Origin of the sequence: Duganella sp. FT27W, assembly GCF_009295655.1 — a bacterium.
Classification (GTDB): domain Bacteria; phylum Pseudomonadota; class Gammaproteobacteria; order Burkholderiales; family Burkholderiaceae_D; genus Rugamonas; species Rugamonas zoogloeoides.
Map to the genome: position 1 here is coordinate 1,105,323 of NZ_WHIV01000003.1, position 24,720 is coordinate 1,130,042.

The 24,720-nt window shown below is 64.0% G+C and carries 23 protein-coding genes; 6 read left to right on the forward strand and 17 right to left on the reverse strand.

Features of this window, described 5'->3' with window-relative positions:
• Positions 1-10: 10 nt before the first annotated feature.
• The gene (locus F8197_RS16740; RefSeq protein ID WP_152882781.1) at positions 11-1,210 is read right to left on the reverse strand and encodes an efflux RND transporter periplasmic adaptor subunit; all 1,200 of its coding nucleotides are present in this window, start codon (positions 1,208-1,210) and stop codon (positions 11-13) included.
• Positions 1,211-1,469: 259 nt separating this feature from the next.
• Here F8197_RS16740 and F8197_RS16745 point away from each other — a divergent pair, with 259 nt between their 5' ends.
• The 3 genes from F8197_RS16745 (at position 1,470) to F8197_RS16755 (ending at position 6,798) form a co-directional block, all read left to right on the forward strand.
• Positions 1,470-3,647 (forward strand): diguanylate cyclase domain-containing protein, encoded by a 2,178-nt coding sequence (locus F8197_RS16745; protein WP_152882782.1) that lies wholly within the window; start codon positions 1,470-1,472, stop codon positions 3,645-3,647.
• Between the two features lie 98 nt (positions 3,648-3,745).
• Entirely contained in the window at positions 3,746-5,257 is a 1,512-nt protein-coding gene (locus tag F8197_RS16750) for an ATPase domain-containing protein (protein ID WP_152882783.1), read from the forward strand.
• A gap of 5 nt (positions 5,258-5,262) precedes the next feature.
• Positions 5,263-6,798, forward strand: a complete 1,536-nt coding sequence (locus tag F8197_RS16755) for a response regulator (RefSeq protein ID WP_152882784.1) — start codon at positions 5,263-5,265, stop codon at positions 6,796-6,798.
• Between the two features lie 18 nt (positions 6,799-6,816).
• Here F8197_RS16755 and F8197_RS16760 read toward each other — a convergent pair whose 3' ends face one another.
• The 5 genes from F8197_RS16760 to ribBA all read right to left on the reverse strand — a co-directional run bounded on the left by F8197_RS16760 (position 6,817) and on the right by ribBA (position 11,440).
• Positions 6,817-8,721 (reverse strand): MFS transporter, encoded by a 1,905-nt coding sequence (locus F8197_RS16760; protein ID WP_152882785.1) that lies wholly within the window; start codon positions 8,719-8,721, stop codon positions 6,817-6,819.
• A 112-nt stretch (positions 8,722-8,833) separates the two neighbouring features.
• On the reverse strand, positions 8,834-9,139 hold the full coding sequence (locus F8197_RS16765) for a hypothetical protein (RefSeq protein WP_227012281.1): 306 nt from the start codon (positions 9,137-9,139) through the stop codon (positions 8,834-8,836).
• Positions 9,140-9,324: 185 nt separating this feature from the next.
• Positions 9,325-9,795, reverse strand: coding sequence for a transcription antitermination factor NusB (gene nusB, locus F8197_RS16770; protein WP_019920535.1), 471 nt, complete (start codon positions 9,793-9,795; stop codon positions 9,325-9,327).
• Between the two features lie 26 nt (positions 9,796-9,821).
• Positions 9,822-10,310 carry a 6,7-dimethyl-8-ribityllumazine synthase gene (gene ribH, locus F8197_RS16775; RefSeq protein ID WP_019920536.1) on the reverse strand — a complete coding sequence of 163 codons (489 nt, stop codon included), beginning with the start codon at positions 10,308-10,310 and terminating at the stop codon, positions 9,822-9,824.
• 20 nt (positions 10,311-10,330) lie between these two features.
• On the reverse strand, positions 10,331-11,440 hold the full coding sequence (gene ribBA / locus F8197_RS16780; protein ID WP_056139534.1) for a bifunctional 3,4-dihydroxy-2-butanone-4-phosphate synthase/GTP cyclohydrolase II: 1,110 nt from the start codon (positions 11,438-11,440) through the stop codon (positions 10,331-10,333).
• Positions 11,441-11,662: 222 nt separating this feature from the next.
• On the opposite strand from ribBA, the gene F8197_RS16785 reads away from it, so the two are divergent.
• A complete protein-coding gene (locus F8197_RS16785; RefSeq protein WP_152882786.1) occupies positions 11,663-12,055 on the forward strand; it encodes a cytochrome c family protein in 393 nt (130 codons plus the stop codon).
• Positions 12,056-12,208: 153 nt separating this feature from the next.
• Here F8197_RS16785 and F8197_RS16790 read toward each other — a convergent pair whose 3' ends face one another.
• The gene (locus F8197_RS16790; RefSeq protein ID WP_152882787.1) at positions 12,209-13,528 is read right to left on the reverse strand and encodes an ROK family transcriptional regulator; all 1,320 of its coding nucleotides are present in this window, start codon (positions 13,526-13,528) and stop codon (positions 12,209-12,211) included.
• A 92-nt stretch (positions 13,529-13,620) separates the two neighbouring features.
• On the opposite strand from F8197_RS16790, the gene F8197_RS16795 reads away from it, so the two are divergent.
• A complete protein-coding gene (locus tag F8197_RS16795) occupies positions 13,621-13,887 on the forward strand; it encodes a SemiSWEET transporter (RefSeq protein WP_152882788.1) in 267 nt (88 codons plus the stop codon).
• Here F8197_RS16795 and F8197_RS16800 read toward each other — a convergent pair whose 3' ends face one another.
• The 8 genes from F8197_RS16800 to pilV form a co-directional block, all read right to left on the reverse strand.
• Complete coding sequence (locus F8197_RS16800) at positions 13,888-14,523, reverse strand: riboflavin synthase (protein WP_152882789.1); 636 nt, start codon at positions 14,521-14,523, stop codon at positions 13,888-13,890. It abuts the gene before it with no gap.
• Positions 14,524-14,531: 8 nt separating this feature from the next.
• Complete coding sequence (gene ribD / locus F8197_RS16805) at positions 14,532-15,641, reverse strand: bifunctional diaminohydroxyphosphoribosylaminopyrimidine deaminase/5-amino-6-(5-phosphoribosylamino)uracil reductase RibD (RefSeq protein WP_373996896.1); 1,110 nt, start codon at positions 15,639-15,641, stop codon at positions 14,532-14,534.
• Positions 15,642-15,648: 7 nt separating this feature from the next.
• Complete coding sequence (locus F8197_RS16810) at positions 15,649-16,200, reverse strand: GspH/FimT family protein (RefSeq protein ID WP_193333450.1); 552 nt, start codon at positions 16,198-16,200, stop codon at positions 15,649-15,651.
• Between the two features lie 15 nt (positions 16,201-16,215).
• Positions 16,216-16,671: a type IV pilin protein gene (locus F8197_RS16815; protein ID WP_152882790.1), complete on the reverse strand. Its 456-nt coding sequence runs from the start codon at positions 16,669-16,671 to the stop codon at positions 16,216-16,218.
• Positions 16,668-19,460, reverse strand: coding sequence for a pilus assembly protein (locus F8197_RS28915; protein WP_227012282.1), 2,793 nt, complete (start codon positions 19,458-19,460; stop codon positions 16,668-16,670). The genes F8197_RS16815 and F8197_RS28915 overlap by 4 nt, the downstream gene beginning before the upstream one ends.
• 179 nt (positions 19,461-19,639) lie before the next feature.
• Positions 19,640-20,143 carry a pilus assembly protein gene (locus F8197_RS16835; protein ID WP_193333451.1) on the reverse strand — a complete coding sequence of 168 codons (504 nt, stop codon included), beginning with the start codon at positions 20,141-20,143 and terminating at the stop codon, positions 19,640-19,642.
• Between the two features lie 4 nt (positions 20,144-20,147).
• Positions 20,148-21,059 carry a PilW family protein gene (locus F8197_RS16840; RefSeq protein ID WP_227012283.1) on the reverse strand — a complete coding sequence of 304 codons (912 nt, stop codon included), beginning with the start codon at positions 21,057-21,059 and terminating at the stop codon, positions 20,148-20,150.
• A 248-nt stretch (positions 21,060-21,307) separates the two neighbouring features.
• Entirely contained in the window at positions 21,308-21,880 is a 573-nt protein-coding gene (gene pilV, locus F8197_RS16845; RefSeq protein ID WP_373996897.1) for a type IV pilus modification protein PilV, read from the reverse strand.
• A 205-nt stretch (positions 21,881-22,085) separates the two neighbouring features.
• Between pilV and F8197_RS16850 the strand changes: the two genes are divergently transcribed.
• A complete protein-coding gene (locus tag F8197_RS16850) occupies positions 22,086-22,796 on the forward strand; it encodes a hypothetical protein (protein WP_152882793.1) in 711 nt (236 codons plus the stop codon).
• A gap of 100 nt (positions 22,797-22,896) precedes the next feature.
• Here F8197_RS16850 and nrdR read toward each other — a convergent pair whose 3' ends face one another.
• On the reverse strand, positions 22,897-23,370 hold the full coding sequence (nrdR, locus tag F8197_RS16855) for a transcriptional regulator NrdR (RefSeq protein WP_152882794.1): 474 nt from the start codon (positions 23,368-23,370) through the stop codon (positions 22,897-22,899).
• A 57-nt stretch (positions 23,371-23,427) separates the two neighbouring features.
• A complete protein-coding gene (glyA, locus tag F8197_RS16860) occupies positions 23,428-24,675 on the reverse strand; it encodes a serine hydroxymethyltransferase (protein WP_019920551.1) in 1,248 nt (415 codons plus the stop codon).
• Positions 24,676-24,720 lie beyond the last annotated feature (45 nt).

A 24,720-nucleotide genomic window follows, 5' to 3' on the forward strand; every position in this document is an offset into this window, starting at 1 on the left:
ATCTCCTCGATTACTGCTTGGCGGCTGGCGCGACCGGTGCACCACCGGCGGCTGGCGCGGCGGCAGGAGCCTTGGCGACAACGGCTGGCGCGCCCGGCTTGACCTTCTGTACGCCTTCGACGATCACCTGGTCGCCGTCGGCCAGGCCGGATTTGACCAGCCACTTGGTGCCGTAGGTGCCGGCGGTGGTCAGCACGCGTTGTTCGACCTTGCCTTCCTTGTTCAGGACCAGCGCGGTGGCCTGGCCCTTCTGGTTGCGGGTTACGCCCTGCTGCGGCACGGTGATGGCTTTTTCGTCGACGCCCGATTCGATCACGGCGCGCACGAACATGCCTGGCAGGAGATTCTGTTTAGGGTTCGGGAAGATGGCGCGCAGCGTCACGTTACCGGTGCCCTGGTCCACGGACACGTCCGAGAACTGCAGCTTGCCCGCTTCGGCGTACTTGGTGCCGTCGGCGAGTACCAGCGATACCTTGGCCTGGCCCGATTGTTTCAGGCTGCCGTCAGCCATCTCGCGCTTCAAGCGCAGCAGGTCTTCGCTGGACTGGGTGACGTCCACGTAGATCGGATCGAGCTGCTGCACGGTGGTCAGCGCTTCGGTCTGGTTGGCGGTGACCAGTGCGCCCGGCGTCACGGTCGAACGGCTGATACGGCCGCTGATCGGTGCATACACATTGGTATAGCGCAGGTTGATATTGGCTTCCTGCAGCGCGGCGGTGGCCGATTCGATATCGGCCTGGGCCTGGGCGTCGGCGGCGAGCGCATCTTCGTAATCCTGGCGGCTCACGCCTTCGATCGCCAGCAGTTCCTTGTAACGCGCGACCTTGGGACCACTGGTGAGCAGGTTGGCCTTGGCGCGCGTGAGCGCAGCCTTGGCCGAATTGACATTGGCTTGATAAATCGCCGGATCGATCTGGTACAGCGCGGTACCGGCTTTGACGTCGGAACCTTCGACAAACAGGCGTTTAAGAATCACACCGTTGACCTGCGGGCGCACTTCAGCCACCTGGAAGGCGCTGGTGCGACCCGGCAGTTCGGTCGTGATTTGCAGTGGCTCTTGCACCACCTTATAGACGCCCACTTCCGCCACCTGCGGTTTTTGAGGTGCTTCGGACGTGGATTTGGAGCAACCAGCCACGAAGGCGGTTGCAGTGATCAGGGCTGCGACCCCGGCCGTCCGCAGGGACGGTTTGCAGAAAAGAGCTTCCATGTGGTGAGGCTTTCTGAGGAGATTACGAGAGGAATTATAAATATACAGACGCTAGAATGAACGATCATTCTAACTATGTCAAGTTGGAATTTAATTCCGCAAAGCAATTCATTACCGTATTTAAGTTATATTTAAGGAATTATTCCGTGGCTACCAGGAAACAATTTGGTTAATCAGGCAAGATTATGCCGGGCGCCGATGCTAGAATTACCGGTTACTCTTTCATCCTACTAGCGGCCGGTGGCGGCCATTTCGCCCGATGCGTACGCAGCCCAATTCTCGTGCCACCCCGCCCCGCCTGACCACCCTGGTCACGGTGGGCGTCAGCGCAACGGTGCTGCTGACGGTGCTGGCCCTGCTAATTCTGGTCGATCATTTCGCCCTCAACTATGTCGAACGCGAAGCGGGCCAGCGCCTGCAACAACTGTCCTGGCAAATGCGCGACGCCCTCAATCGCGGCGTGCAAAAAGCTGGCGGCGACGTCCGCTTGCTGAGCGAGCTGCCGCAGCTGCGCGCTGCCCGTTCGCCCGACGAAGTGCGCGCGGTGCTCGACAGCCTGCAGCGCGCCTCCCCCGACTATGCCTGGATCGGCCTGGCGGCGCCGGACGGCCGCGTGCTCGCTGCCACCCAGAACCTGCTCGAAGGCGTGGACGTGAGCAACCGCGCCTGGTTCCAGGCCGGCCGCGACGGCCTGTACGCCGGCGATGCCGGGCCGCTCTCCGCCGCCGCCGAGACCGACGACAAGTTGCCAGCCAGCGGCGCGCCGTGGCGCTTCATCGATGTGGCCGGCCCGGTGCCGGGCGCCGATGGCGGCGTGCGCGGCGTGCTGGGCGTGCGCATGAGCTGGGGCTGGGCGCGGCGCCTGATGCACGGCGTGCTGGCGCCAGCAGAACAAACCGACGCCGCCGAGATTTTTGTCGTGCGCGGCGACGGCCAGGTCTTGCTGGGCCCTGCCGGCATGGAGCAGCAGCGGCTGCAAACGGCCAGCCTGGCGCTGTCGCATAGCGGCAAATCTGGCGCCGTGCGCGAGACCTGGAGCGACGAGCGCGAATACCTGAGCGGCTACTCCCTCACCGGCCAGACCGGCGACGCCGCCACCCTGCCGTGGTCGGTGATCGTGCGCCAGCCGCTGGCCGTGGCGCTGGCCGAAGCCCGCGCGCTCGAACGCCAGATCCTGCTGCTGGGCGCCGTCCTCGGCGTGGTGCTGGCCGCTGCCGCCGCCGTCATCGCGCGCCGCTACACGCGGCCGTTCAATCAACTGAGCGCGCAGCTCGAGCGGCATTCGGACGCGCCCGACGATGCCGCCGGTCTGCCCGACAGCGCCACCATCGCCACCATTGCCACGGTGGGCAGCTTCCACGAATTGCAGGTGCTCTCCGGCGCGCTGGCGCGCATGGTGCACAAGGAGCAGCAGCACCTGGCCGCGCTGCGCACGCTCAACGAACAGCTCGAAACCACGGTGGCCGAGCGCACCCGCGAAATCGCCAGCAAGGCGCTGCAACTGGAGCGCGCACTGGCGCAGGAACACACTACCCAGCTGCTGCTGCAGGAACGCGCCGCCGAGCTGCGCGCCATCCTCGACAACACCCACGACGCCTTCATCGCGCTCGACCATCGCGGCGTGGTGCTGGACTGGAACCGCCAAGCCGAAAAGCTGATCGGCTGGCGCCGCGCCGAGATGATCGGCCAGCCGCTGGGCGCGATGGTGCTGCCGCCCCTGCTGCGCCGTACCTGCGAGCGCGACATGCAGCTGCTGGCCGAGCGCGGCCCGGGCGCCGGGGCGTCGCTGAGCCGCCGGCTGGAACTGACCATGCACCACCGCGACGGCCAGGAGCTGCCGGTGGAAGCATCGGTGGCGTACGTGCCGCGCAGCGGCGGCCACGTGTTCATCGCCTTCCTGCACGATATCAGCGAGCGCAAGCACATGATCGCATCGCTCGAAAACATGGCGCTGCACGACACCCTTACCGGCCTGCCCAACCGCCGCGCACTGATGCAGGCACTCCCGGCGGCGCTGCTGCGCGCGCAACGTTCGGGCAAGCGCTGCGCCGTGTTCTTCCTCGACCTCGACCGCTTCAAGCAGATCAACGATCGCTACGGCCACGAGGAAGGCGACGAGCTGCTGCGCCAGTTTGCCGACCGCGTGCGCGGCGCCATCCGCAAGACCGACACCGTGGGCCGCCTGGCCGGCGATGAATTCATCGTCATCGTGGAAATGCTGGGCAGCGACGCCGATGCCTACGAGGCCGCCGACAAGCTGGGGCCCTTGCTGCGCCAGCCGTTCATGCTCAAGACCGTGACGGTGGCATTGAGCGCCAGCGTGGGCATGGCCATCCACCATCCGGACGATCCGCAGGATGTCGCAACGCTGCTGGCCCGGGCCGACCGCGCCATGTACGCGGTCAAGCAGCGCGATCAGCGCCAGGCCTTGTCCTGAGCCGTCTGGGAGAATACCTGTTTCGGCCGATTGGGGTAAGATCGAATGATTCACGCTGGCCCTGTGACGCCAGCTTCCCTGCCCTCCGGACCTGCCCCATGGAACCTCAAAACAGCGATACCACCGATTTTCTCTCCAGCGGCGTGCCCGGCCTCGACGAAGTGCTGGGCGGCGGCCTCACCGCCGACCGTCTTTACCTGGTGGAGGGCGAGCCGGGCACCGGCAAGACCACGCTGGCGCTGCAATTCCTGATCGAGGGCGCGCGCCGGGGCGAGCACGTGTTGTACATCACGCTGGCCGAAACCGCCGTCGAGCTGCGCAGCGTGGCGCAGTCGCACGGCTGGGACATGGCCGGCATCCAGATCGAGGAAATCATCCCTGGCGAAAACGCGCTCGACCCCGACCAGCAATACACCATTTTCCACCCGGCCGAAATCGAGATGGGCACCACCACCCAGCGCATCGTCGCCGCCATCGACAAATCGCGGCCGCGCCGCGTGGTGCTCGATTCGCTGTCCGAGTTGCAGCTGCTGGCGGAAAATCCGCTGCGCTACCGGCGCCAGGTGCTCGCGCTCAAGCAGTACCTCACCAGCCGCTCATGCACCACCGTGCTGCTCGATGATCGCACCGCGCTCAGTACCGACTTGCAGGTGCGTAGCGTGGCGCACGCGGTCATGACGCTGGAACTGGCCGACCAGGCCTATGGCGCCGAGCGGCGCCGCATCCGCGTGGTCAAGTATCGCGGCATCGCGTTCCACGGCGGCGCCCACGATTACCAGATCATACGCGGCGGCTTGCGCGTCTATCCGCGCCTCGTCGCCGCCGACACCCGCGTGAGCAGCGCCCGCCGCCAGCTGTCGTCCGGCATGCCCGCGCTCGACCAGTTGATCGGCGGCGGCCTGGAAGAAGGCATGAGCACCCTGATCAGCGGCCCGTCCGGCACCGGCAAGTCGTCGTTGGCGGCGCAGTTCGTGCATGCGGCTGCGCAGCGTGGCGAAAAAAGCGCCATGTTCCTGTTCGAGGAAGCGCGCAACAACCTGCTCAACCGCTGCGCCAACCTGGGCCTGGACCTGGCCGGCGCCGAGGACAGCGGCCTGCTTACCATCCAGCAGGTGGATCCGGCCGAACTGGCGCCGGGCCAGCTCACCCACGCGGTGGTGCAGGCGGTGGAGCGCGGCGTCAAGGTGCTGGTCATCGACAGTCTCAATGGCTACCTGAACGCCATGCCCGACGAGCGCTTCCTGGCCACCTACCTGCACGAGATCCTCACGTACCTGGGTCAGCGCGGCGTGGTGAGCATCATCGTGGGCGTACAGCGCGGCATGATCGGCACCGCCAGTTCTGCAGTCGATGCCAGTTACATCGCCGATAACATCATCATGCTGCGTTACTTTGAAGCCGAGGGCGAGGTGCGGCAGGCGATCTCCGTGTTCAAGAAGCGCGGCAGCGCCCACGAGCGCACCATCCGCCGCTTTGAAGTGAGCACGGGCGGCATCAAGGTCGGACCGGTGCTGCGCGGCTTCCACGGCATCCTCACCGGGGTACCCACGTACGACAGCGCCGAGATTTCCCAGAATGCCGGCCAATCCGCTGCCGACTTCCAGATCTGAAACCGATGGAAACCCGCATCCTGATCTACGCTCCCACCGGCCAGGATGGACCGCTGGCGGCGCGCGTGCTGGCGCTGGCCAACCTCGACAGCCACGTGTGCGCTACCGTCGCCGAGCTGGAACAGCAGATCGAACTGGGCGTGGGCGCCGTGCTCACGGTAGAAGAAGCCTTGACGCCTGCCGGCTACAAGCTGCTGCACGACGTGGTGGCGCGCCAGCCCGACTGGTCGGACCTGCCGATCCTGCTGCTCACCCACCACGGCGCCGATTCGGCCACCGTGCGGCGCGCGGTGGCCGGCCTGGGCAACCTGACGCTGCTCGAACGCCCGGTGCGCACGCTCACCCTGATCACGGCCCTGCAGGCAACGCTGCGCGCACGCCACAAGCAGTACCAGGTGCGCGAGGCCGCGCGCCGCAAGGATGAATTTCTGGCCAGTTTGGGGCACGAGCTGCGCAACCCGCTGGCGCCGATCCGCACCTCGGTGTCGCTGCTCACGCATATGTACCCGGACGCGGCGCCGGTGGCGCGCATCCGCGACATGGTCGAGCGCCAGGTCAAGCTGCTCACGCGGCTGGTGGACGACCTGCTCGACGTCGCCCGCATCACGCGCGGCAAGATCAAGCTGCAAAACCAGCTGGTCGCGCTGCAGGCGGTGATGACCCACGTGAACGAACTGTGCACGCAGGCCGCCACCGCCAAACGTATTCACGTGGCGTGGCAGCTGCCGGTCAGCGAAATCCTGCTCAATGCCGACTACGCGCGCATCGTGCAAATTTTTGCCAACATCCTCTCCAATGCCATCAAGTTCACGCCGCAGGGCGGCCACGTGGTGGTGCGCGCGCAGGTGACGGACAACCTGCTGGAGGTGTCGCTGCGCGACAGCGGCATCGGCCTGGAGCCGGAAGCGCTCTCGCGCATCTTCACCATGTTCGAGCAGGGCACCACGGTGGCCGGGCAGTTCACCAGCGGCCTCGGGATCGGTCTGAGCCTGGCGCGCCAGTTCGCCGAAATGCACGGCGGTTCGGTGGAAGCGTCGAGCGATGGCGTCGGCCAGGGCAGCGAGTTCGTGATCCGCCTGCCGATCGTGCACGTGAGCGAAAATCACCACCAGGAAAGCGCCCCGCTGCCCGCCCACGCCGCGCTCGACGGCAGGCGCATGCAGGTGCTGGTGGTGGACGACAACCAGGACGCCGCCGACTCGCTGGCCGCGCTGCTGGAAATCGACGGCTTCGACGTGCGCGCCGAATACGGCGGCGCGGCGGCCGTATCAGCAGTTGCCGAGCGCATTCCGGACATGATCATCATGGACCTGGGCATGCCCGGCATGGACGGCTACGAGGCGGCACGGGCAATCCGCCAGCAACCGGGCGCGGACAAGATCCTGCTGATCGCCCTCACCGGCTGGGGCCAGAGCGACGCCCGCCGCCGCACCACCGAGGCCGGCTTCGATCACCACCTGGTCAAGCCGGTGGAACTGGCACAGATCATCCGCCTGGCGGGCGCGCGGCATAATCGCGAGCAGGTGCAGGCGGCGCGGTAGGCCCCTGCATCAAGTTCCCTACTTCCAGTCCCCACGCAGCGCCGCTACATCCGCCCGCAACCCATCGGGCGTGACGTCCTGCGGCGCCACCGGTTGGCCGACGGCCAGTGCCAGTTTCGAGCGCAGGTCGGCGTGGAAGGCGCGACCGAAGATGTTTTCCTTGTTGCGGCTCAGCAGGTGGGTCCACAGGCCGCGCAGCGCCATCGGGATCACCGGCACTTGCGAGCGCTCGATGATCTTGGCGATGCCGCCCTTGAACGGGTTGATCTCGCCGTCGCGCGTCAACTGGCCTTCCGGGAAGATACAGACAATTTCGCCTTCGTGCAGTGCCTGGGCGATGTCGATGTAGGCTTTTTCCATCAGCCACGGATCTTCCTTGGCCGGCGCGATCGGGATGGCGCGCGCGGTGCGGAAGATCCAGCCCAGGAACGGCGTCTTGAAAATCCGGTGGTCCATCACGAAGCGGATCGGACGCGGCGCGATGGCGCCGATCACCAGCGCATCGACATAGCTGACATGGTTACACACCAGCACCGCCGCGCCTTCGGCCGGAATGCGGTCGGCATCGACCGTGTGCACGCGGTGCACGGTGTGGATCAGGAGCCAGGCCAGGAAGCGCATCAGGAATTCCGGCACCAGCGAGAAGATGTAAATTGCCACCAGCGCATTGAGCAGGGCCGTGACCAGGAACAGCTGCGGTATCGTCAAGCCCTGGCCCAGCAGCACGATCGCCATGCCGGCCGCCGCCACCATGAACAAGGCGTTGAGGATGTTCATGCCGGCGATGGTGCGCGAGATGTGGGCCGGGTCGGCCCGCAACTGGATCAGCGCGAACAGCGGCACGATGAAGAAGCCGCCGAACATGCCGATCATCAGAAAATCGAACAGGATGCGCCAGATGCCGGGCTGCCCCAGCAAGGTCATCATGTCGGCCGACGTGCCGGCCAGCGCGGCACCACTAATGGCAAACGCATTGCTGGCAAAGTACAGGTCGGCGCCGAAAATGGTCAGACCGATCGAGCCAAACGGCACCAGGCCTATCTCCACCTTGGCGCCCGACAGTCGCTCGCACAGCAGCGAGCCCGATCCCACGCCCAGAGAGAACACGGTCAGCAGCATCACGAACGCGCCGTGGTCGCCGTGCAGGTAATCTTTCGAATACACGGGTAGTTGCGCCAGCAGCACGGCGCCATAAAACCAGAACCACGAGTTGCCCAGCATCGACTGGAACACCACCCGGTTCTTGCTCGAGAACCGCAAGTTGCGCACCGATTCGCCGATGAAATTCCAGCTCACCTTCAGTTCGGGCGCCGGCGCCGGCGAGGCTGGAATCCGGTAGCTGGCCAGCAAACCGACGACTGCCACGAAGATGGTGGCGCCGGCCTCGAAGTACAGGCCGTGCGGCTGCATCACCACCAGCACCGCACCGAGAATTTCGCCGGCCAGGATGCCGACAAACGTGCCCATTTCGGTCACGCCGTTACCGCCGATCAGTTCTTCCTTTTTCAGGTGCTGCGGCAGGTAAGCGTATTTGACGGGGCCGAACAGCGTGGAATGGATGCCCATGCCCACCACTGCAGCGACCAGCAACCACAGGTGATGGGTCATCCAGCCGATGCCGGCGACCAGCATGATGGCCACTTCCAGCCATTTTACGCAGCGGGTCAGGCCCGCCTTGTCGAACTTGTCGGCCAGTTGGCCGGCGGTGGCGGAAAACAGTACATAGGGAAGGATGAACAGGCCGGGGATCAGGTTGGTCACCAGCGACGGCGCCAGCGTGGTCCAGCTGAGAGCATCGAAAGTGATGACAACGATCAGCGCGGTCTTGAACAGGTTATCGTTGAAAGCGCCGAGGAATTGGGTCCAGAAGAAGGGAGCGAAGCGACGTTGCTTCAGCAGGGAAAACTGGTTGGGCTGGTTCATGTCTCGCGGGTCCGTTCGTGTGGGTTCCAGAGTGAGCGGATTATACCCGCAGCTTGGCACCACCCGACATGCGATTCGGCAACTTTAACGATGAGCAACGGGGGGAAACAATTCAAGCCTTTTGCGGCTTGCCGCGTTGCAGCCAGAGATCGACATGCGGCAAAGCCAGCCACACCACCGCCATGCTACCCAGCACGATGCACAGGCCCGGTCCGAAGCCGTAGTCTTCGTTGGCAGCGGCCAGCGCGCCGGTGGCCAGCGGTACCGACAACCAGCGCAGGAACTTGGCCCGGCCCAGCGCAGCCGGCCACAGGCGTTGGCGCGGCGCGGCCAGGTACAGGCACAGCGCTGCCAGTGCCGCCGTGAAAGCAGACGCCAGCGCGCAATTGAGCATCGAGACGATTTCCATGCTTGCCATACCTCACCCCTTGATTCCGATGAGAACAATTCTCATTCATCGAATATTAAATGAGAATCGTTTGCATTCCAAGCGGAGATTTGATAGCAGTGTCTGCCAGCTAACATTAGTCAGCGTCGGACGAAAAAAAGGCCGGGTCTGGTGACAGACCCGGCCTTCTCCAACGCTTGCGCACCGGAATGCGATCAGCGCTTCTTGTCGCCTGCCACTTCATCGGCGCGCAGCTTCGGCGCCAATTTGTCGAGCACGCCGTTGACGTACTTGTGACCGTCGATACCGCCGAACGACTTGGTCAGTTCAACGGCTTCGTTGATCACCACGCGGTAAGGGATTTCAAGGTTGTTTTTCAGCTCGTATGCACCGATCAGCAGCACAGCGTGCTCGATTGGCGACAGCTCGTTGATGCCGCGATCGACCAGCGGCGCAAACGTTTCGCGCAGTGCCACGGAGTCCTGGATCGCACCGTACAGCAGCTTGGTGAAATGCTCGGCATCGGCCTTGTCGAAACCGTGGGCGGCGCGGATGTTGTTGACGACCGTCGTAGCCGGTTCGTTGTTCAGCAGCCACTGGTACAGGCCCTGCAGCGCGAACTCGCGCGCGCGGTGGCGCGGGGTGCGGTTCTTGCTGGGGTTGGCGTGTAGGCTTTTATCTGTCATGGGGTTACCTGTTAATGAAGAGCGACTTATTCGTCGTCGCCCTGGTCCTGATTGAGTTCTTCGAGGGCGATGGTCAGATTGGCCATTTCCACTGCCACGCGGGCGGCGTCGGTGCCTTTTTCGACCATGCGTACTTCCGCCTGCTCATCGGTTTCGGTGGTGAGAATGGCGTTGGCGATCGGGATGCCATAGTCGAGGCCGATGCGGGTGATGCCGGCGCCCGACTCGTTCGAGACCAGCTCGAAGTGGTAAGTCTCGCCACGGATCACGGCGCCCAGGGCGATCAGCGCGTCGAACTGCTGCGACTCGGCCATTTTTTGCAGTACCAGCGGCACTTCCAGCGCGCCCGGCACGGTCACGTGCAAGACGTCTTCGTCTTCCACGCCCAGGCGTTTCAGTTCTGCCAGGCAGGACGACAGCAGGCCGTGGCCGATGTCTTCGTTAAAACGGGCTTGAACGATGCCGACACGCAGGCCGTCGCCGTTCAGGTTGGTATCGTAGCTTCCTACGGTCATGATGAGCCTCTTTAATCAGGTTAGTTGGGTTTGGCCAGGTAGCCGGTCACTTCCAGGTCGAAGCCCGTCATCGACGGCATCTTGCGCGGGCTGGCCAGCAGTTGCATTTTGCACACGCCGACTTCGCGCAGGATTTGCGCGCCAATACCGTAGCTGCGCAGGTCCATGCTGGCCGCGCGGCCTTTCGGCTTGGTTTCCGGTTTGTCGAGGGCGGCAAATTGCGAGAAGAACTGCTCGGCAGTTTCTTCGCAGTTCAGCAGCACGATCACGCCACTATCGGCAGCCTTGACCGCTGCCAGCGACGACGACAGGTTCCACGAGTGGGTGGTCGCTTCCGATTCCAGCACGTCGAGGATGGAGACCGGCTGGTGCACGCGCACCAGCGTGTCCTTGTCTTTTTCGATCTCGCCGTGCACCAGCGCCAGGTGGGCCGAACCGCTCGGCTTGTCGCGGTATGCAATCATGCGGAACTGGCCTTGCGCCGTGTTCAACTGGCGCTCGCCCACTTTTTCCACCAGCGACTCGTTGCGGCTGCGGTACTGGATCAGGTCGGCGATGGTGCCGATCTTCAGGTTGTGTTCCTTGGCAAATTCCAGCAGGTCCGGCAGACGCGCCATGGTGCCGTCGTCCTTCATGATCTCGCAGATCACCGAGGCAGGCGTGAGGCCGGCCATGGCGGTCAGGTCGCAACCGGCTTCGGTGTGACCAGCACGCATCAGCACGCCGCCCTTTTGCGCCTTGAGCGGGAAGATATGGCCCGGCTGCACGATATCGATAGCCTTGGCATCCTTGGCCACGGCCACGGCAATGGTCTTGGCGCGGTCGGCGGCCGAGATGCCGGTGGTCACGCCTTCAGCCGCTTCGATCGACACCGTGAAGTTGGTGCCAAAGGCAGTGCCGTTACGCGACGACATCATCGACAGTTCGAGCAGGTCGCAACGTTCTTCGGTGAGGGTGAGGCAAACCAGGCCGCGCGCGTGCTTGACCATGAAATTGATGGCTTCCGGCGTGACGAAGTCCGCCGCGAGCACCAGGTCACCTTCGTTTTCCCGGTCTTCTTCATCGACCAGGATCACCATGCGGCCAGCGCGCAATTCGGCGACGATTTCTTCGGTGCTGGAAATTGACATTTTTAATCCTTGGGAGCTAATGCGAGAATAACCCGCTATTTTAATGGATTTATCCCACTCCCACCGCAAAAGCCCGCTTTTATCCTCGGGCTGCCAGTTCGATGCTTTTCTTTTTGAAAACATTCTGTGACATCGCGAGGCAGTTTATCGCGCACGCGAGGCAATATTGCCCTACGGCAGCAGTTGTGCGCGTAAGATTGACCCGAACACCTGGAGACTTCGATGCCTTTTCGCCTGCCCACCTGTTTTGTCCTGTGCCTGATTTTTTCGGCGGCGCAGGCGCACGCCCAGGGCGCGGCAACGATAAAGCAGGGCCAGCGGCTGTGGCAGCAGCGCTGCACCGACTGTCACGCACTCGACACCGACGAGACCGGCCCGCGCCATCGCGGCGTATTCGGCCGCCGCGCCGGCAGCATCAAAGGCTACGATTACTCGCGCGCGCTCAAGCGTTCGCAGGTGACATGGGACGCCCGGTCGCTCGACCGGTGGCTGACCGATCCAGAGCAGTTTATTCCGGGCCAGAACATGGATTTCAAGGTGAACAATGCGGCCGAGCGGGCGGCGTTGATTGCTTATTTGAAAAGCTTGTCTGGCCAGGGTGTTGGCAAACCTTAGTGCTCGATCCCGGTTGCAGGTGAGATGCAGGGCGCGGTCACGTCGCGGGGCTGGTCGCTGGTCGCTGGTCGCTGGTCGCTGGTCGCTGGTCGCTGGTCGCTGGTCGCTGGTCGCTGGTCGCTGGTCGCTGGTCGCGCAAAAAGTTTTTCATTTTCACGGGACCGGAGCAAACGCCGCGTGCAGCGCCAGGTAAGCTGCGCCAATGACATTGGCGTCCACGCCAACCTCGCCTGCCAACACCGGCGGCCGGTCGACGCCCGACCAGTCGTAGCGCGCCAGCGCCGTTTCCACCCGCGCAAGCAGCAGCGCCAGCAAACCGCGCCAGAGCTTGCCATCAACAATCACCGCGTCCAGATCGACCACACAGGCGGCGTTGCAGACGGCGTAAGCCAGCGCGTCAGCTGCTTCGTTCGCCCAAGCATGCGTGAAGTCGGACCAAGGCGCTGCGAGGGCGCGCTCGTCGCGCGCGGCGTCCACTTCGAGGCCAGCCTCTGTATAGCGCTGTTCGAGCATCGCCAGCGACGCTACGCTGAGCAACTGCGCTGGCAACCCGCCTCGTTCTTCCGCCCCCCTCTGTATGCCCGCCCCGTTTGATCCGCTTGATCCGCTTGGCCGGTCAAGCCCACTTGTTCCGCTAGTTCCGCTAGTTCCGCTAGTTCCGCTAATTCCGCTAATTCCGCTTGTTCCGCTAGATCCGCTTGATCCGCTTGATACACCTCGTTCACCGGCGGCTGACCGCAGCGGCATGGAGCCGAGGGCACCGGCGTTGCCATGCGCACCGCCGTGGGGCCGACCGCCCAACACCAGGCTTCCGCCAGCCAGGGCGTCGAGATACACATACAGATAATCAGGCAAATCGCGACCGCGCCCGGCCAGCAGTTCGGCCACACAGGCAGCGGCGGTATCTTTGGCGAAAACTACCGGCAGCGTCGTCATCGCCTGCAAACGGGCGCGGATATCAACATTGGCCCACTGCCTGGCCTGTTCTGGCATCTGCCCCAGCAACTGGTGCCAGGTGCCCAGCGCCAGCGGCGCAGCGACTCCAATGCCGCACAACCGCGCCGCCCCGCTCGCGCCAAGTTGGGCAACAATGACATCGATTTGACTGGCGATGGCAGCAAACACTGCATCTACTTCGGGGTGCGGATAGACCACCTCGGCGCGAAAGCGCGCTTGGCCAGTCAGGTCAAGCAGCATCACTTCCAAGCTGCGCCGGCCGATATGGATGCCGATCGCGTAGGCGCCGTCGGGGTTGAGCGCGATCGGCTGCGACGGCTGCCCCACCCTGCCGCGCACCGCCTCGAGCTTGCGCACCAGTTTTTCGTCGAGCAGCCGGTTGATGATGACCGAGGCGCTCTGGCTGCTGAGTTCAGTCGCGCGCGCCAGGTCGGCCTTGGCCAGGCTGCCAAGACGCCGCAGATGATGCAGCATGAGCCGTTCGTTGGGGCCAAGCGCACGCAGGTTCGATAACATGGGGATAGCGGAACAGGTTGCCGGAGATTTTGTAGTATAGTTTTCCTTTAATTAATAAATCAAGTTGACTTATTAATCCAAAAGGAAAAACCATGCATTTTGACTCTACCCTGCTGGGCCTGATTGCCGCTTTTTGCACGACCGTCGCCTTCATCCCGCAAGTACTCTTGATCTGGCGCCGCAAATCCGCTGCCGGCGTTTCCACCGGCATGTACTGCGTGTTCTGCTTCGGCGTGCTGCTGTGGTTGATCTACGGCGTAACCATCGAGGCATGGCCCATCGCCATCAACAACGGCATCACGCTGCTGCTGGCGTGCTCGGTACTGGTGATGAAATGGGCTTATCGGAACAACCCGTAGTTAGCGGGTGGCAGCACCCACCGATACCATGCGTTCCACGTAACGCGCGATCAGGTCGATCTCGAGGTTGACCTGCACGCCCACCACCAGGTGCTTCAAGGTGGTCATGGCGATCGTGTGCGGGATCAGGTTGATCGAGAACTGGCACACCAGGTCGGCGCCGGTGCCGATGTCGGTCACGCGGTTGACGGTCAGCGACACGCCGTTGACCACGATCGAGCCTTTGAAGGCCAGGAACTTGGCCAGCTCGTGCTCGGCTTCGACCACCAGTTCCCACGATTCGCCCACCGGCTCGAACTTGCGCACCACGCCCAGGCCATCGACGTGGCCGGACACCAGGTGGCCGCCCAGGCGCTCGTTCAGAGTCAGCGCCTTTTCCAGGTTGACTTCGGTGAGCGTGTCGAGGCCGACGGTGCAGTTGAGGCTTTCGCGCGAGACATCGACGCGGAAGCTCGATTCATCCTTTTCCACCACCGTCATGCAGGCGCCGTTGATGGCGATCGAGTCGCCGAGCGCAACGTCGGCCAGCGGCAGGCCGCCGGCATGAATGTCCAGGCGCACGCCTGCGAACGAGCCGCCTTCGAGCGGGGTGACCGAGGCGATTTTACCGACTGCGGCAACGATTCCAGTAAACATAAGAGTTCTCAAGTAGGGGTGGAGGAACGATTAAAACGGGCCAGCAGCCGCACATCGGCGCCGATCTGCTTTACTTCGTGGAATTTCAACGACTGTTTTTGCGACAAATGCGTGAGCGCCGGCAGCGCGAACATGCCTTGCGCATCGCCCAGCAACATCGGCGCCAGGTACACCAGCAACTCGTCGACACAGCCTTCGCGGATCAGGGAGCCATTGAGCTTGCTGCCTGCTTCGACATGCAATTCATTGATCTGGCGCCGGCCCAGCTCGCGCATCAGCTCGGGCAGATCGACTTTGCCGGACGCATTGGGCAGCAGGATCACTTCGTTGCCCAGCGCGCGCAAGGCCGCGCCCTTTTCCGGGTCGCGCACGGCGGCCACGATCCAGGTGCCGCCTCCTTGCAATATCTTGGCGGCCGGGTCGATTTCAAGGCGGCTGTCGATGACGATGCGAATCGGCTGGCGCGGCGTGTCGATGCCGCGCACGTTCAACTGCGGATCGTCGGCCTTGACAGTACCGATGCCGGTCAGGATGGCGCAGGCACGCGCACGCCAGGCGTGGCCGTCGGCGCGGGCACGCTCGCCGGTGATCCACTGGCTGGCGCCATTGTGCAGCGCGGTCATGCCATCGAGGCTGGCAGCGGTTTTCATGCGCACCCACGGCAGGCCACGCGTCATGCGCGAGAAAAAGCCGATATTCAATTCATAGGCCTGCTCGGCCAGCAAACCGCTGCTCACCGCAATACCGGCTGCGGCCAGCTTGGCCATGCCCTGTCCTGCCACCAGCGGATTGGGGTCTTCCATGGCCGCCACCACGCGGGCCAGGCCGGCGCGCACCAGCGCGTCGGCGCACGGCGGCGTGCGGCCGTGGTGGCTGCACGGCTCGAGCGTAACGTACGCCGTGGCGCCGCGCACGTCATGGCCACGGGCCTGGGCGTCTTTCAATGCCTGGATTTCCGCGTGATCGCCGCCTACCTGCTGGGTAACGCCGGCGCCGATCACTGCGCCGTCGCGCACGATCACGCAACCAATGTGCGGATTGGGCGACGTGGTGTACAGGCCGCGCTCGGCCCAGGCCAGGGCCAGGGTCATGCCCTCGGTATCGTTGTGGATTCTCACTATGTCCTTAATCTAATGCGCCCGTGCAGGCAGCCTCCACGGCCGGATCGCACACGCGCAGCCGGCCCAGCATATTGATCTTGATGTTGCGGGCATTGTCGCCCAGCGCCAGCGACAGCGTGCCCCAGCGGGCGGCCAGGCTGTTACTCGCGCTGCAGCTGCGTCCTGCGCCATTATAAGCAACGTAGGCTGGCGGCGCTTTGGAAGAGAACGAAATGCCCACCCGCAGGCCAGCAGGTAGCGGGCCGCGCTGGAAAATCTCGGTCTCGCCGGCATCGGGCCGGCGGTTGTCGTTGGCATCGACAAAAACGATCCAGCCACCGCGCCAGTCGATGCCGCCGGGATCGAGCGGCGCCAGCATGACCATGCTCCCGCGCGCGATCGCCTGCGAACGGGTGAGATCGATCGCAGCCACCAGGTCGGTGACGGCAGCGCGCAACTGCTGGCGCTGCATCGTCTGCTGATAAGCGGGCGCAGCGACGGCGAGCAGGATGCCGGCCAGGGCCAGTACCAGCAATAACTCCACCAGGGTTACGCCATAGGGGGTCGAAGGTCGCATGGGGTGCACCGTTCATCAACGCCAGCAACTGGCCTGTGGGCCGTCTGCCTGACGCAGGCCGCTGCTGGTCAGGAGCAGTTGGCCACAGTCGGCGTCGCGAAAGCGGGCATCCACACGCTGCGTGCCCGGTGTGGCGACCAGTTGCACGCACGCGTCCAGCGTATGACCATCGCAGGCTTTCCCTTCGATTTCGTAGCCGCTGGCCGGTGCGGTGGCGCCGCTCCACCACTGGAACTGGCGCTGTTCGGGGTCATCGCCCTGAACTGCGGCGCCAAAGGCGAGATAGCTGCCGTGCTGGGTGAAGTAGCGTTCCTGCTGCAACATCAAGCGCTGCATGGTGGCTTGCGCCTCGTGGCGGCGGGTGCGCACCAGGTGATCGTTCCACACCGGCGCGGCAACTGCCGCCAGCAACATGGCGATGACGCATACGACCAGCAGTTCGATCATGGAAAATCCGCGCGGTGTGTTCATGGCACCGCCCGGTCCGCTTGGTGGGCCTGATTCACTCGGTACACTTGGTGCGCCTGCTTCGCGTAATCCGTCTGTTTCGCCTGTTTCGCCTGTTTCGCCTGTTTCGCCTGGTTCGCTTGGTTCGGTTGGTTCGCTTGGTTCGGTTGGTTCGCCTGGTTCGCCTGGTTCGCCTGGTTCGCCTGGTTCGGTTGGTTCGGTTGGTTCGCTTGGGGCGCCTGGTTCGCCTGGTTCGCCGGGTTCGCCGGGTTCGCCTGGTTCGCCGGGTTCGCCTGGTTCGCTTGAGGCTCCTGGTATGCCTGGTGCAACTGGCGCCAGTTTGCTACCTCGCGCCAGCTAAGGCGGCCGGCGCGTTTGCGGGTGTTGACCGTGCCCACCACCTGCTCGCCGTGTGGGGCAGGTGCGCCGATGGCGAAATCCTGCGTTAGGTTCACCCGGCCCGTGGGTTCACGCGGCGCGATGGGCTTGATGGGCGGAACGGGCAGCAACAGCGGCCGGGGCACGTATCGTGTGGTGCGTTCGGCCACGACAGGCGGCGGCGCTTCCGGTGTGGGCGGCAATCTGGCGGTAACGCTTTGGCCGAGCGCCAGGCCGGTCAGCACGTTGAGCACGTAAGTTCGGCTGTGCGCGGGCGAGCACGATGCGCCGGGATTGCCCGGTGTGGTCGGCGTGGCTGGCGTGGTCGGCGTCCCCGGGGTGGCAGGGGTGGCAGGTGTGCCCGGCTGGCCCGATTGCCCGGGCTGGCCGGGCTGCCCTCCCTCGTTAGTGGGAAGCACGGTATTAAATGCCAGCGCACCGTTCACCAGTACGCCACTGTCGAGGTTCCGTTCGCCGGTGGTGGACGATGCCAGCAAGTCCATATACCAGCCCATGCTGTCTGGGGCCATCGCTTCGCCTTCGATGGCCAGGCGTTCGCTCGCCGGGTCACCTTTGAGCTCGCGCCGCGTAAGCTGGCGCCGGCCGGTGACAAGTTCGGGCGGCGTGCGCAGGCTGTCGCGGATGGCGTAATAGGTTTGCGGCGCGAAGCGGGCTGGATCGCGGTCGGCCTGTTCGATCAGCTTGCCGGTGCCGAAAAGTAAGAAGTAACCGCCATCGTTGGCGTAGGCCACTTGCGGCTGCTGCGCGATGGGCTGGCGCCGGCCGCTGGCATCGCGCGCAACAAACAGCGGTGATAGCGACGCGTTGTCCGCTAGCGGTTGCGCCTGTACTGTCTGAACCGTCTGAACGATCTGCGCCATCTGCCCCATCTGCCCCATCTGCCCCGTCCGCACCGTCTGAATCACCTGCCCCATCTGCCCCGTCCGAACTGTTTGAGCCACCTGCCCCGTCTGCCTCATCCAAACCGTCTGAGCCACCTGCCCCGTATGCCCCGTCAGAACCGTCTGAGCCGCCTGCCCCGTTTGCCCCGTCCGAGCAGCCTGACCGGCCTGCCCCGCGAGGCTCAACAATGGACCGGCCGTCAAGTCGAAGCGCCACAGATTGCCTTGCAGGTCGCCGGCGTACGCGTAGCGGGCGGCGCCCTGGCGGTCGTTCACCAGCGCCGGCGCATGCAAGGCATTTGGCAAGGTGGCGTCCGCGATCGGGGTGCGCAAGCGGTAGTAATTGTCGTTGAGCCGCCAGGGCGCATTGCGCGGCTTGTCCAGCGCCAGCAGGAACAAGGCGCCGTCGCCGGAAGGGCTGGCGTTGCCGTCTGCAGCGTAGTTGTTCAAGCCGCTGGCGACGACTGCAAAATAGCGATAGACCGGTGCGCCGCCGTGGGTGCCCACGCGCAGCTTGGCCAGTTGCGGTGCGCTGGTGACGTTGCCGATGTTGGCATCGTGGCGATCGGTGAATTCCCACAGCACGCCGCCCTGTTCTGCAAACCGGGCGGGATCGGTGATATCGAGCGCGAACACGCCTTGCGCGCCGCCGCCCATACCGGACACCAGTACCGTGTGCGTGCTCCCTGCGATCATCACATCCGCAGCCTGGGCCGGACCATCGACGTAAGCGCGGTGTACATAATCCTTATCGGCCAGTCGGTGCAACGCGCCGAACAGCGCAGCAGGCACATAGGCAAACAGCTCGGTGCCATCGGCAGCATTGAAGGCGTGCAGCATGCCATCGTTGGCGCCAAGATAAAGCATGTCCGGTCGCGCCGGCGCCAGCGCCTGTGACGGCTGGCCCACGTACACCGGCGTGCTGTGGACCGAGTTGCCCAGAATGCTATTACGCGTGCGGAACAGCGCGCCCTCCCGGCTGCGCTCACCGCGCAGCCAGGCCAGGCGCTGCGGGCCGCTGCCGTCGCTGGCGGGGTCGAGCTGGGCGCGCTGCTCGGGCGACAGGGCTTCCCACGCGAACGGCACCATGACCAGCGTGCCATCGGCCTGGACGATGGCAGTGTGAAGATTTCGCCGCTCCGGCGGCGGCGATGCGGCGCGGATGGCGCTGCCGGTGAGCAGTGCGCCAGCATCCCATACGGCCTGCTTCGCTTGCGACAAGCCGCCGGTACCGGGCGCCATCGCATAGCGGATGAAGCTGCCGGACCAGTCGGCCGTCTGCATCGCTGACTGGTACAAGGTGCCGGCCTGGTCAGGCCTGGTCGGAACGCGCACCAGCGCGGGGCCCTCAAGTTGTCCCGCACTGTCTTGGCGGCATGACGAAGCCAGCGGCTCGCTGGCGATCGCCAGAACCGGCGGCGCCGACAGGGCAACGTTGCTCACGCCCCAGTTTACACACGCAATCAGGCAGTAAATCAGCCGCTTGCAACACTTGAGGTCGGTCTGGCGCCCGTGGCGAGCGAGGCCTCTCATGCGGCTGATGCACCTGCCGCACTCAACGCACGCAAGACCCTCGGCGTACGTCAGGCACATCGGGCAAATGGCGCGCCCGATGTACCTTAGCCATCGGAGGCAAATGGAGTACTCGATGAATCTTGGCCACCGCCCCGGCGTCATCGTCAACCCAACCATCTGCGTACTCATTTTTTCCCTCACTCAGGTATGTACACACTCTGCAACACCACTTCCACGCCCGGCTTCGGGCCGAAGCCGATCGCCGTCACGCGGTAGCAAGTCTGCGGATCGGTTGCGTCGGTGCCGGGTTCGTGGCATTCCAGGCTTTCGATCAAGTAGCGCGGCTTTTTGAACGGTAGAAAGCCTATGCCGGTCTTCATCGTCGCGCCGGTTCCCTCACCGTATTCGACGGTGCAGGCGCCGCTCTCGTCGCCGCCGAGGTCGGCGCGCTGCCAGGCGGGATCGGCGGCGCATGCGTCATCAGCCACCACGGCACTGCCGTTCCGAATAGCGCGTTCCGCGTCCGCCAGGGCATCCTCCGCCGCCTGGAAGGCAATTTCGCGGTCGCGCTCGCCACGCGCGGCCTGCTCCCCCTGCAACCCCAGGCGCGCAGCCGACGCGCCAAGCAGCATGACCAGCAACATCATGACCAGGCACACCACCACCGTTACTCCGCGTTGCGTACGCATGGCCGTGAACATGGTGTCACCCGCTCTTGTTGCGTAGCATGACCGTCACGCCTACCAGGCGCCGCGCCCGCCATCGTTCCGTCGCCGAGATCTGCACTTCCATGATGCGCGTGCCCAGGTCCTGGCTGTAGCCGTCTGCATATGCCGGCCCGAACAGGTCGAATTGCATGGCGCGGGTGTCACTGCGGGTGTTGCCGTCGCCATGCAGCAGCAAGGCCAGCTTGACGGTGCAAACGCGTTTCCAGTGGCTGCGCCGCTGCAGGTCGCGCTGTTGTTCTTCTGGCGTGGCACCTGCTGGCGCCAGCGCGTTGTCGAGGGCGCGGATGGCAGTAGCGTTCAGATAGCGGTTGGGGACACCGTCGGCGGGCTGGTCGGTGTCCAGGCCGTATAGCACCTGGAACGATTCGACGCCGCGCACGATGGCGTCCGCGCCCCAGTTGCCATTGCCCAGATATTTGCAGCGCAATTCGCCGTCGCCGCCCTCGCCCAGTGCGACATAGAAGATGCTCCAGCCGAGCTCGTCACCATCATCGGGCGCCGCCACGCCGAAGCCGCCGCAGTTGATGCTCGAGCCATCGCCGCTGGTGCCCTGACCGTGACCGGCAAAGCGCACAGCCAGCACATCGCTGCCGTTGGCCACGGCTGGCAGCGGCGTACCGATGCCATAACTGGCTTTGCCCAAGCTGTGCGCATCCCAACCGCTGATCAACGTCGGTGCATCGTCGGCGATGGATACCGGCGCGGCCATGCTGTCCCAGTTGACGTAAGCGCCCTGCCGCACCGACTGCGCCATGATCTCGAGCGCATAACGGCCGCCATCGTCGAGCCAGGCGCTTTCGGCGTGATGGCGATAGTTGCCGGCCGACGCCAGCAGCAGGCTGCCAGCCAACAAGGTCAACAACAGCCCCAGGCCGGCGGCAACCAGCAACTCAACCAGGCTCCAGCCGTCCTGGCGCGTGAGCTTTATGAACCTGCTATGAGACAGGCCCTGTTCACGCCCACGCCTCGTTAACGTACGCCGATACCCGCCCTGTTTGCGCGTGCACTTCATTAACGTGCTCGGATAACGGCCTTGTCGGTGCGTAAGCTTCATCAATGTGCTGCGATACCTGCCTTGCTGTCGCGTGCGCCTTATCGACGTGCACCGATAGCCGCCATGTTGGCGCGGGCGCTTCATCACAATGCTCCGACCGGCAGCGCCACGCCCGGCACGTGCTGGCCGGTGCGATCGACTTGCGGCGTACCGTCGGCGCGTTTGCCGCGCCAGCCTACCTTGATCACCAGCGGTGCACCGGCCCCGCCACTGCAAGGCCACAGCAAGGTGCCACCGCTCCACAGGCCGGTGTCGCGGCAGATCACCACGCGGCCGCTGGGCAGGTGCGTGCGCAGGGCGGTCTTGATTTCGTAGAGATCGAACCAGGCCAGTTGCGCCGCGTTGCAGGCATCGGCGTAGCACAGCACGGCCGGCGGCGCGGGTGGTGGCTGGTCGAGCACATCGTAGTCAAGCGTCAGGTAGGGATTGGCACCGTCGGGCAATTGCATCTGCGACGGGTTGGCGCGCAGGCGTTCGGCCATACTGGTCGCCAGCAATGATGCCTGCGCCAGCAAGGCGCTCTGGTGCCGCGCGCGCATGGCCGCCAGTTGCATCGACACGCCACCGACGATGCCCACCGCCAGTACGAACACGGCAATCAGCACCTCGAGCAGGGTGAAGCCCCTAACCGACCACAACTTTGTACCTGAGCGCACGGCCAACCTCCGCTACATGACGAGGACAGAGTTCGACGTTAGCAGTGCTTTATGGCTGAGATCTGAGATGGATCAAGCGTGCGCTTGTGTTCGGGCGGTTGACAACAATTGGCGAACACGACAGTGACGCGGTGAAGTAAGATCAGGCGCTTGCATTCGGTTAACTTTTAAGCAATCATGGTCCACCATGTGATCGGGGCCAATTATGAGTATTCTGCTTGCCGTTGCCGGTACTTGCCTGGCTTGCGGTGGTGGTTTTGTCTGGCAGCGCCAGCGCCGCACCCGGCGCGAGGCCACCATCCGCGAGTTTCTGCTGCCGAAAGGATTGTTCGAAGCACTGCAAGTTCATCATCCGCAACTGACGCCCAAGGATTGCCAGCTGGTGGCACAGGGACTGCGCCAGTTCTTCCTGGTACACCTGAAAAGTGGCGGGCAGTTTGTGTCGATGCCGTCGCAGGTGGTGGACGACCTGTGGCACGAATTCATCCTCTACACCCGGGCTTACGAACAGTTTTGCCGCAAGGCGTTCGGCGGCACCCTGCACCACACCCCGGCCATCGCGCTCGACCAGCGCCACCGTGGCAACGACGGCATCCGGCGCACCTGGCGCCTGGCCTGCGCCGAGGAAAATATCGATCCGCGCCATCCGTCGCGGCTGCCGTTGCTGTTTGCGCTCGACAGCAAGCTGGCCATCCCGAACGGCTTCGTGTACGTACCCGATTGCGACGGTGTCGCGCGCAAGGGTCAGCAAGGCGGTGGTGGTGGAGGCGATACCTACTGCGGTGCCCACCTGGGCGGTGGCGACAGCGGCTCAGGCACCGGGAGCGGCGACAGCAGCGACAGCGATGGCGGTGGAGACAGCGGCGGCGATAGCAGCGGCTGCGGTGGCGGAGGTTGCGGTGGTGGCGGCGACTAGGCGTGCCTGACGCAACCCTCAGCGCAAGACGCAGCGACGAAGATAGTACGAATGTACGGCGCAAAAGCTGCAACGCAGCAGGGGATGCCTGGTCAGGCGCTCACTCGGTCTTGCGCGGCTTGCTTTCCTCACCCACTTCCGCAATCGCATTCTGGAACTCGGCCAGATCTTCGAAGTTTTTGTAGACGGAAGCAAAACGGATGTAGGCCACGGTATCGAGGCGCTGCAATTCCTGCATGACCAGTTCGCCGATGTAACCGGTATCGACTTCGCGCAGGCCGCTGGTGAGCAGTTTTTCTTTGATGGACGAGACCGCCGCATCGACGGCGGGCGCCGCCACGGGGCGTTTGCGCAAGGCCAGCGACAGGCTGCCACGCAATTTTTCCGCCGAGTATTCGGTACGGCTGCCGTTCTTCTTGACCACGGCCGGCATCACCAGTTCGATGCGTTCGTACGTGGTAAATCGTTTATCACATTTCGTGCAGCGACGGCGACGGCGGATGGCATCCCCTTCCTCGGATACACGCGTATCGAGAACCTGGGTATCGTCATGCTGGCAGAACGGACATTTCATATGAGCCACTGAATATTGAAACGGCGCGCCGGTGGTGACCGCCGGCGCGCCAGGGGATTACTTGGCGTAGACCGGGTACTTGTCGGCCAACACTTTAACAGCAGCTTTTACACGCTCGATGGTGGCGGCGTCGTGCGGGTTGTCCAGCACGTCGGCGATCAGGTTGCCCACTTCTTCCGCTTCGGCTTCCTTGAAACCACGGGTGGTCATCGCTGGCGAACCGAGGCGGATGCCCGAGGTCACGAACGGTTTCTGCGGATCGTTCGGGATGCCGTTCTTGTTGGTGGTGATGTGGGCGGTGCCCAGGATCGCTTCGGCTTCCTTGCCGGTCAGATTCTTCGGACGCAGGTCCACCAGCATCACGTGCGACTCGGTGCCGCCCGAAACGATACGCAGACCGCGCTTGATCAGGGTCTTGGCCAGCACGTCGGCGTTGATCACCACTTGTTGCTGGTAAGCCTTGAATTCAGGCGTCAGTGCTTCCTTGAATGCCACTGCCTTGCCGGCGATGACGTGCATCAGCGGGCCGCCCTGGATGCCGGGGAAGATGGCCGAGTTGATGATTTTCTCGTGCTCTGCCTTCATCAGGATGATGCCGCCGCGCGGGCCGCGCAGCGATTTGTGCGTGGTCGAGGTGACGAAGTCGGCGTGTGGCACCGGGTTTGGGTACAGGCCGGCAGCGATCAGGCCGGCGTAGTGGGCCATATCGACCATGAAGTAAGCGCCCACTGCCTTGGCAACGGCTGCAAAACGTTCGAAGTCGATCTTTTTCGAGAAGGCTGACGCGCCGGCGATGATCAGCTTGGGCTTGTGTTCCTTGGCCAGCGCTTCCATCGCGTCGTAGTCGATGTCCTCTTCAGCGGTCAGGCCGTACGACACCACGTTGAACCATTTGCCGGACATGTTCAATGGCATGCCGTGGGTCAGGTGGCCGCCTTCGGCCAGCGACATGCCCATGATGGTGTCGCCTGGTTTCAGGACGGCAAAGAACACGCCCTGGTTCGCTTGCGAGCCGGAGTTCGGCTGGACGTTGGCCGCTTCCGCGCCGAACAGTTGTTTTACGCGGTCGATCGCCAGTTGCTCGACGACGTCCACGTATTCGCAACCGCCGTAGTAGCGTTTGCCTGGGTAGCCTTCGGCGTATTTATTGGTCAGCTGGGAGCCTTGGGCTTCCATGACGGCTGGCGAGGTGTAGTTCTCGGACGCGATCAGTTCGATGTGGTCGTGCTGGCGGGTGTTTTCGTTCTGGATGGCGCCGAACAGTTCCGGGTCAACGCTGGCGAGGGTGTGATCTTTTGCGAACATGAAAAAACTCCAATAATGAGTAACGTTGTTGCTGGCAGGTTGGAT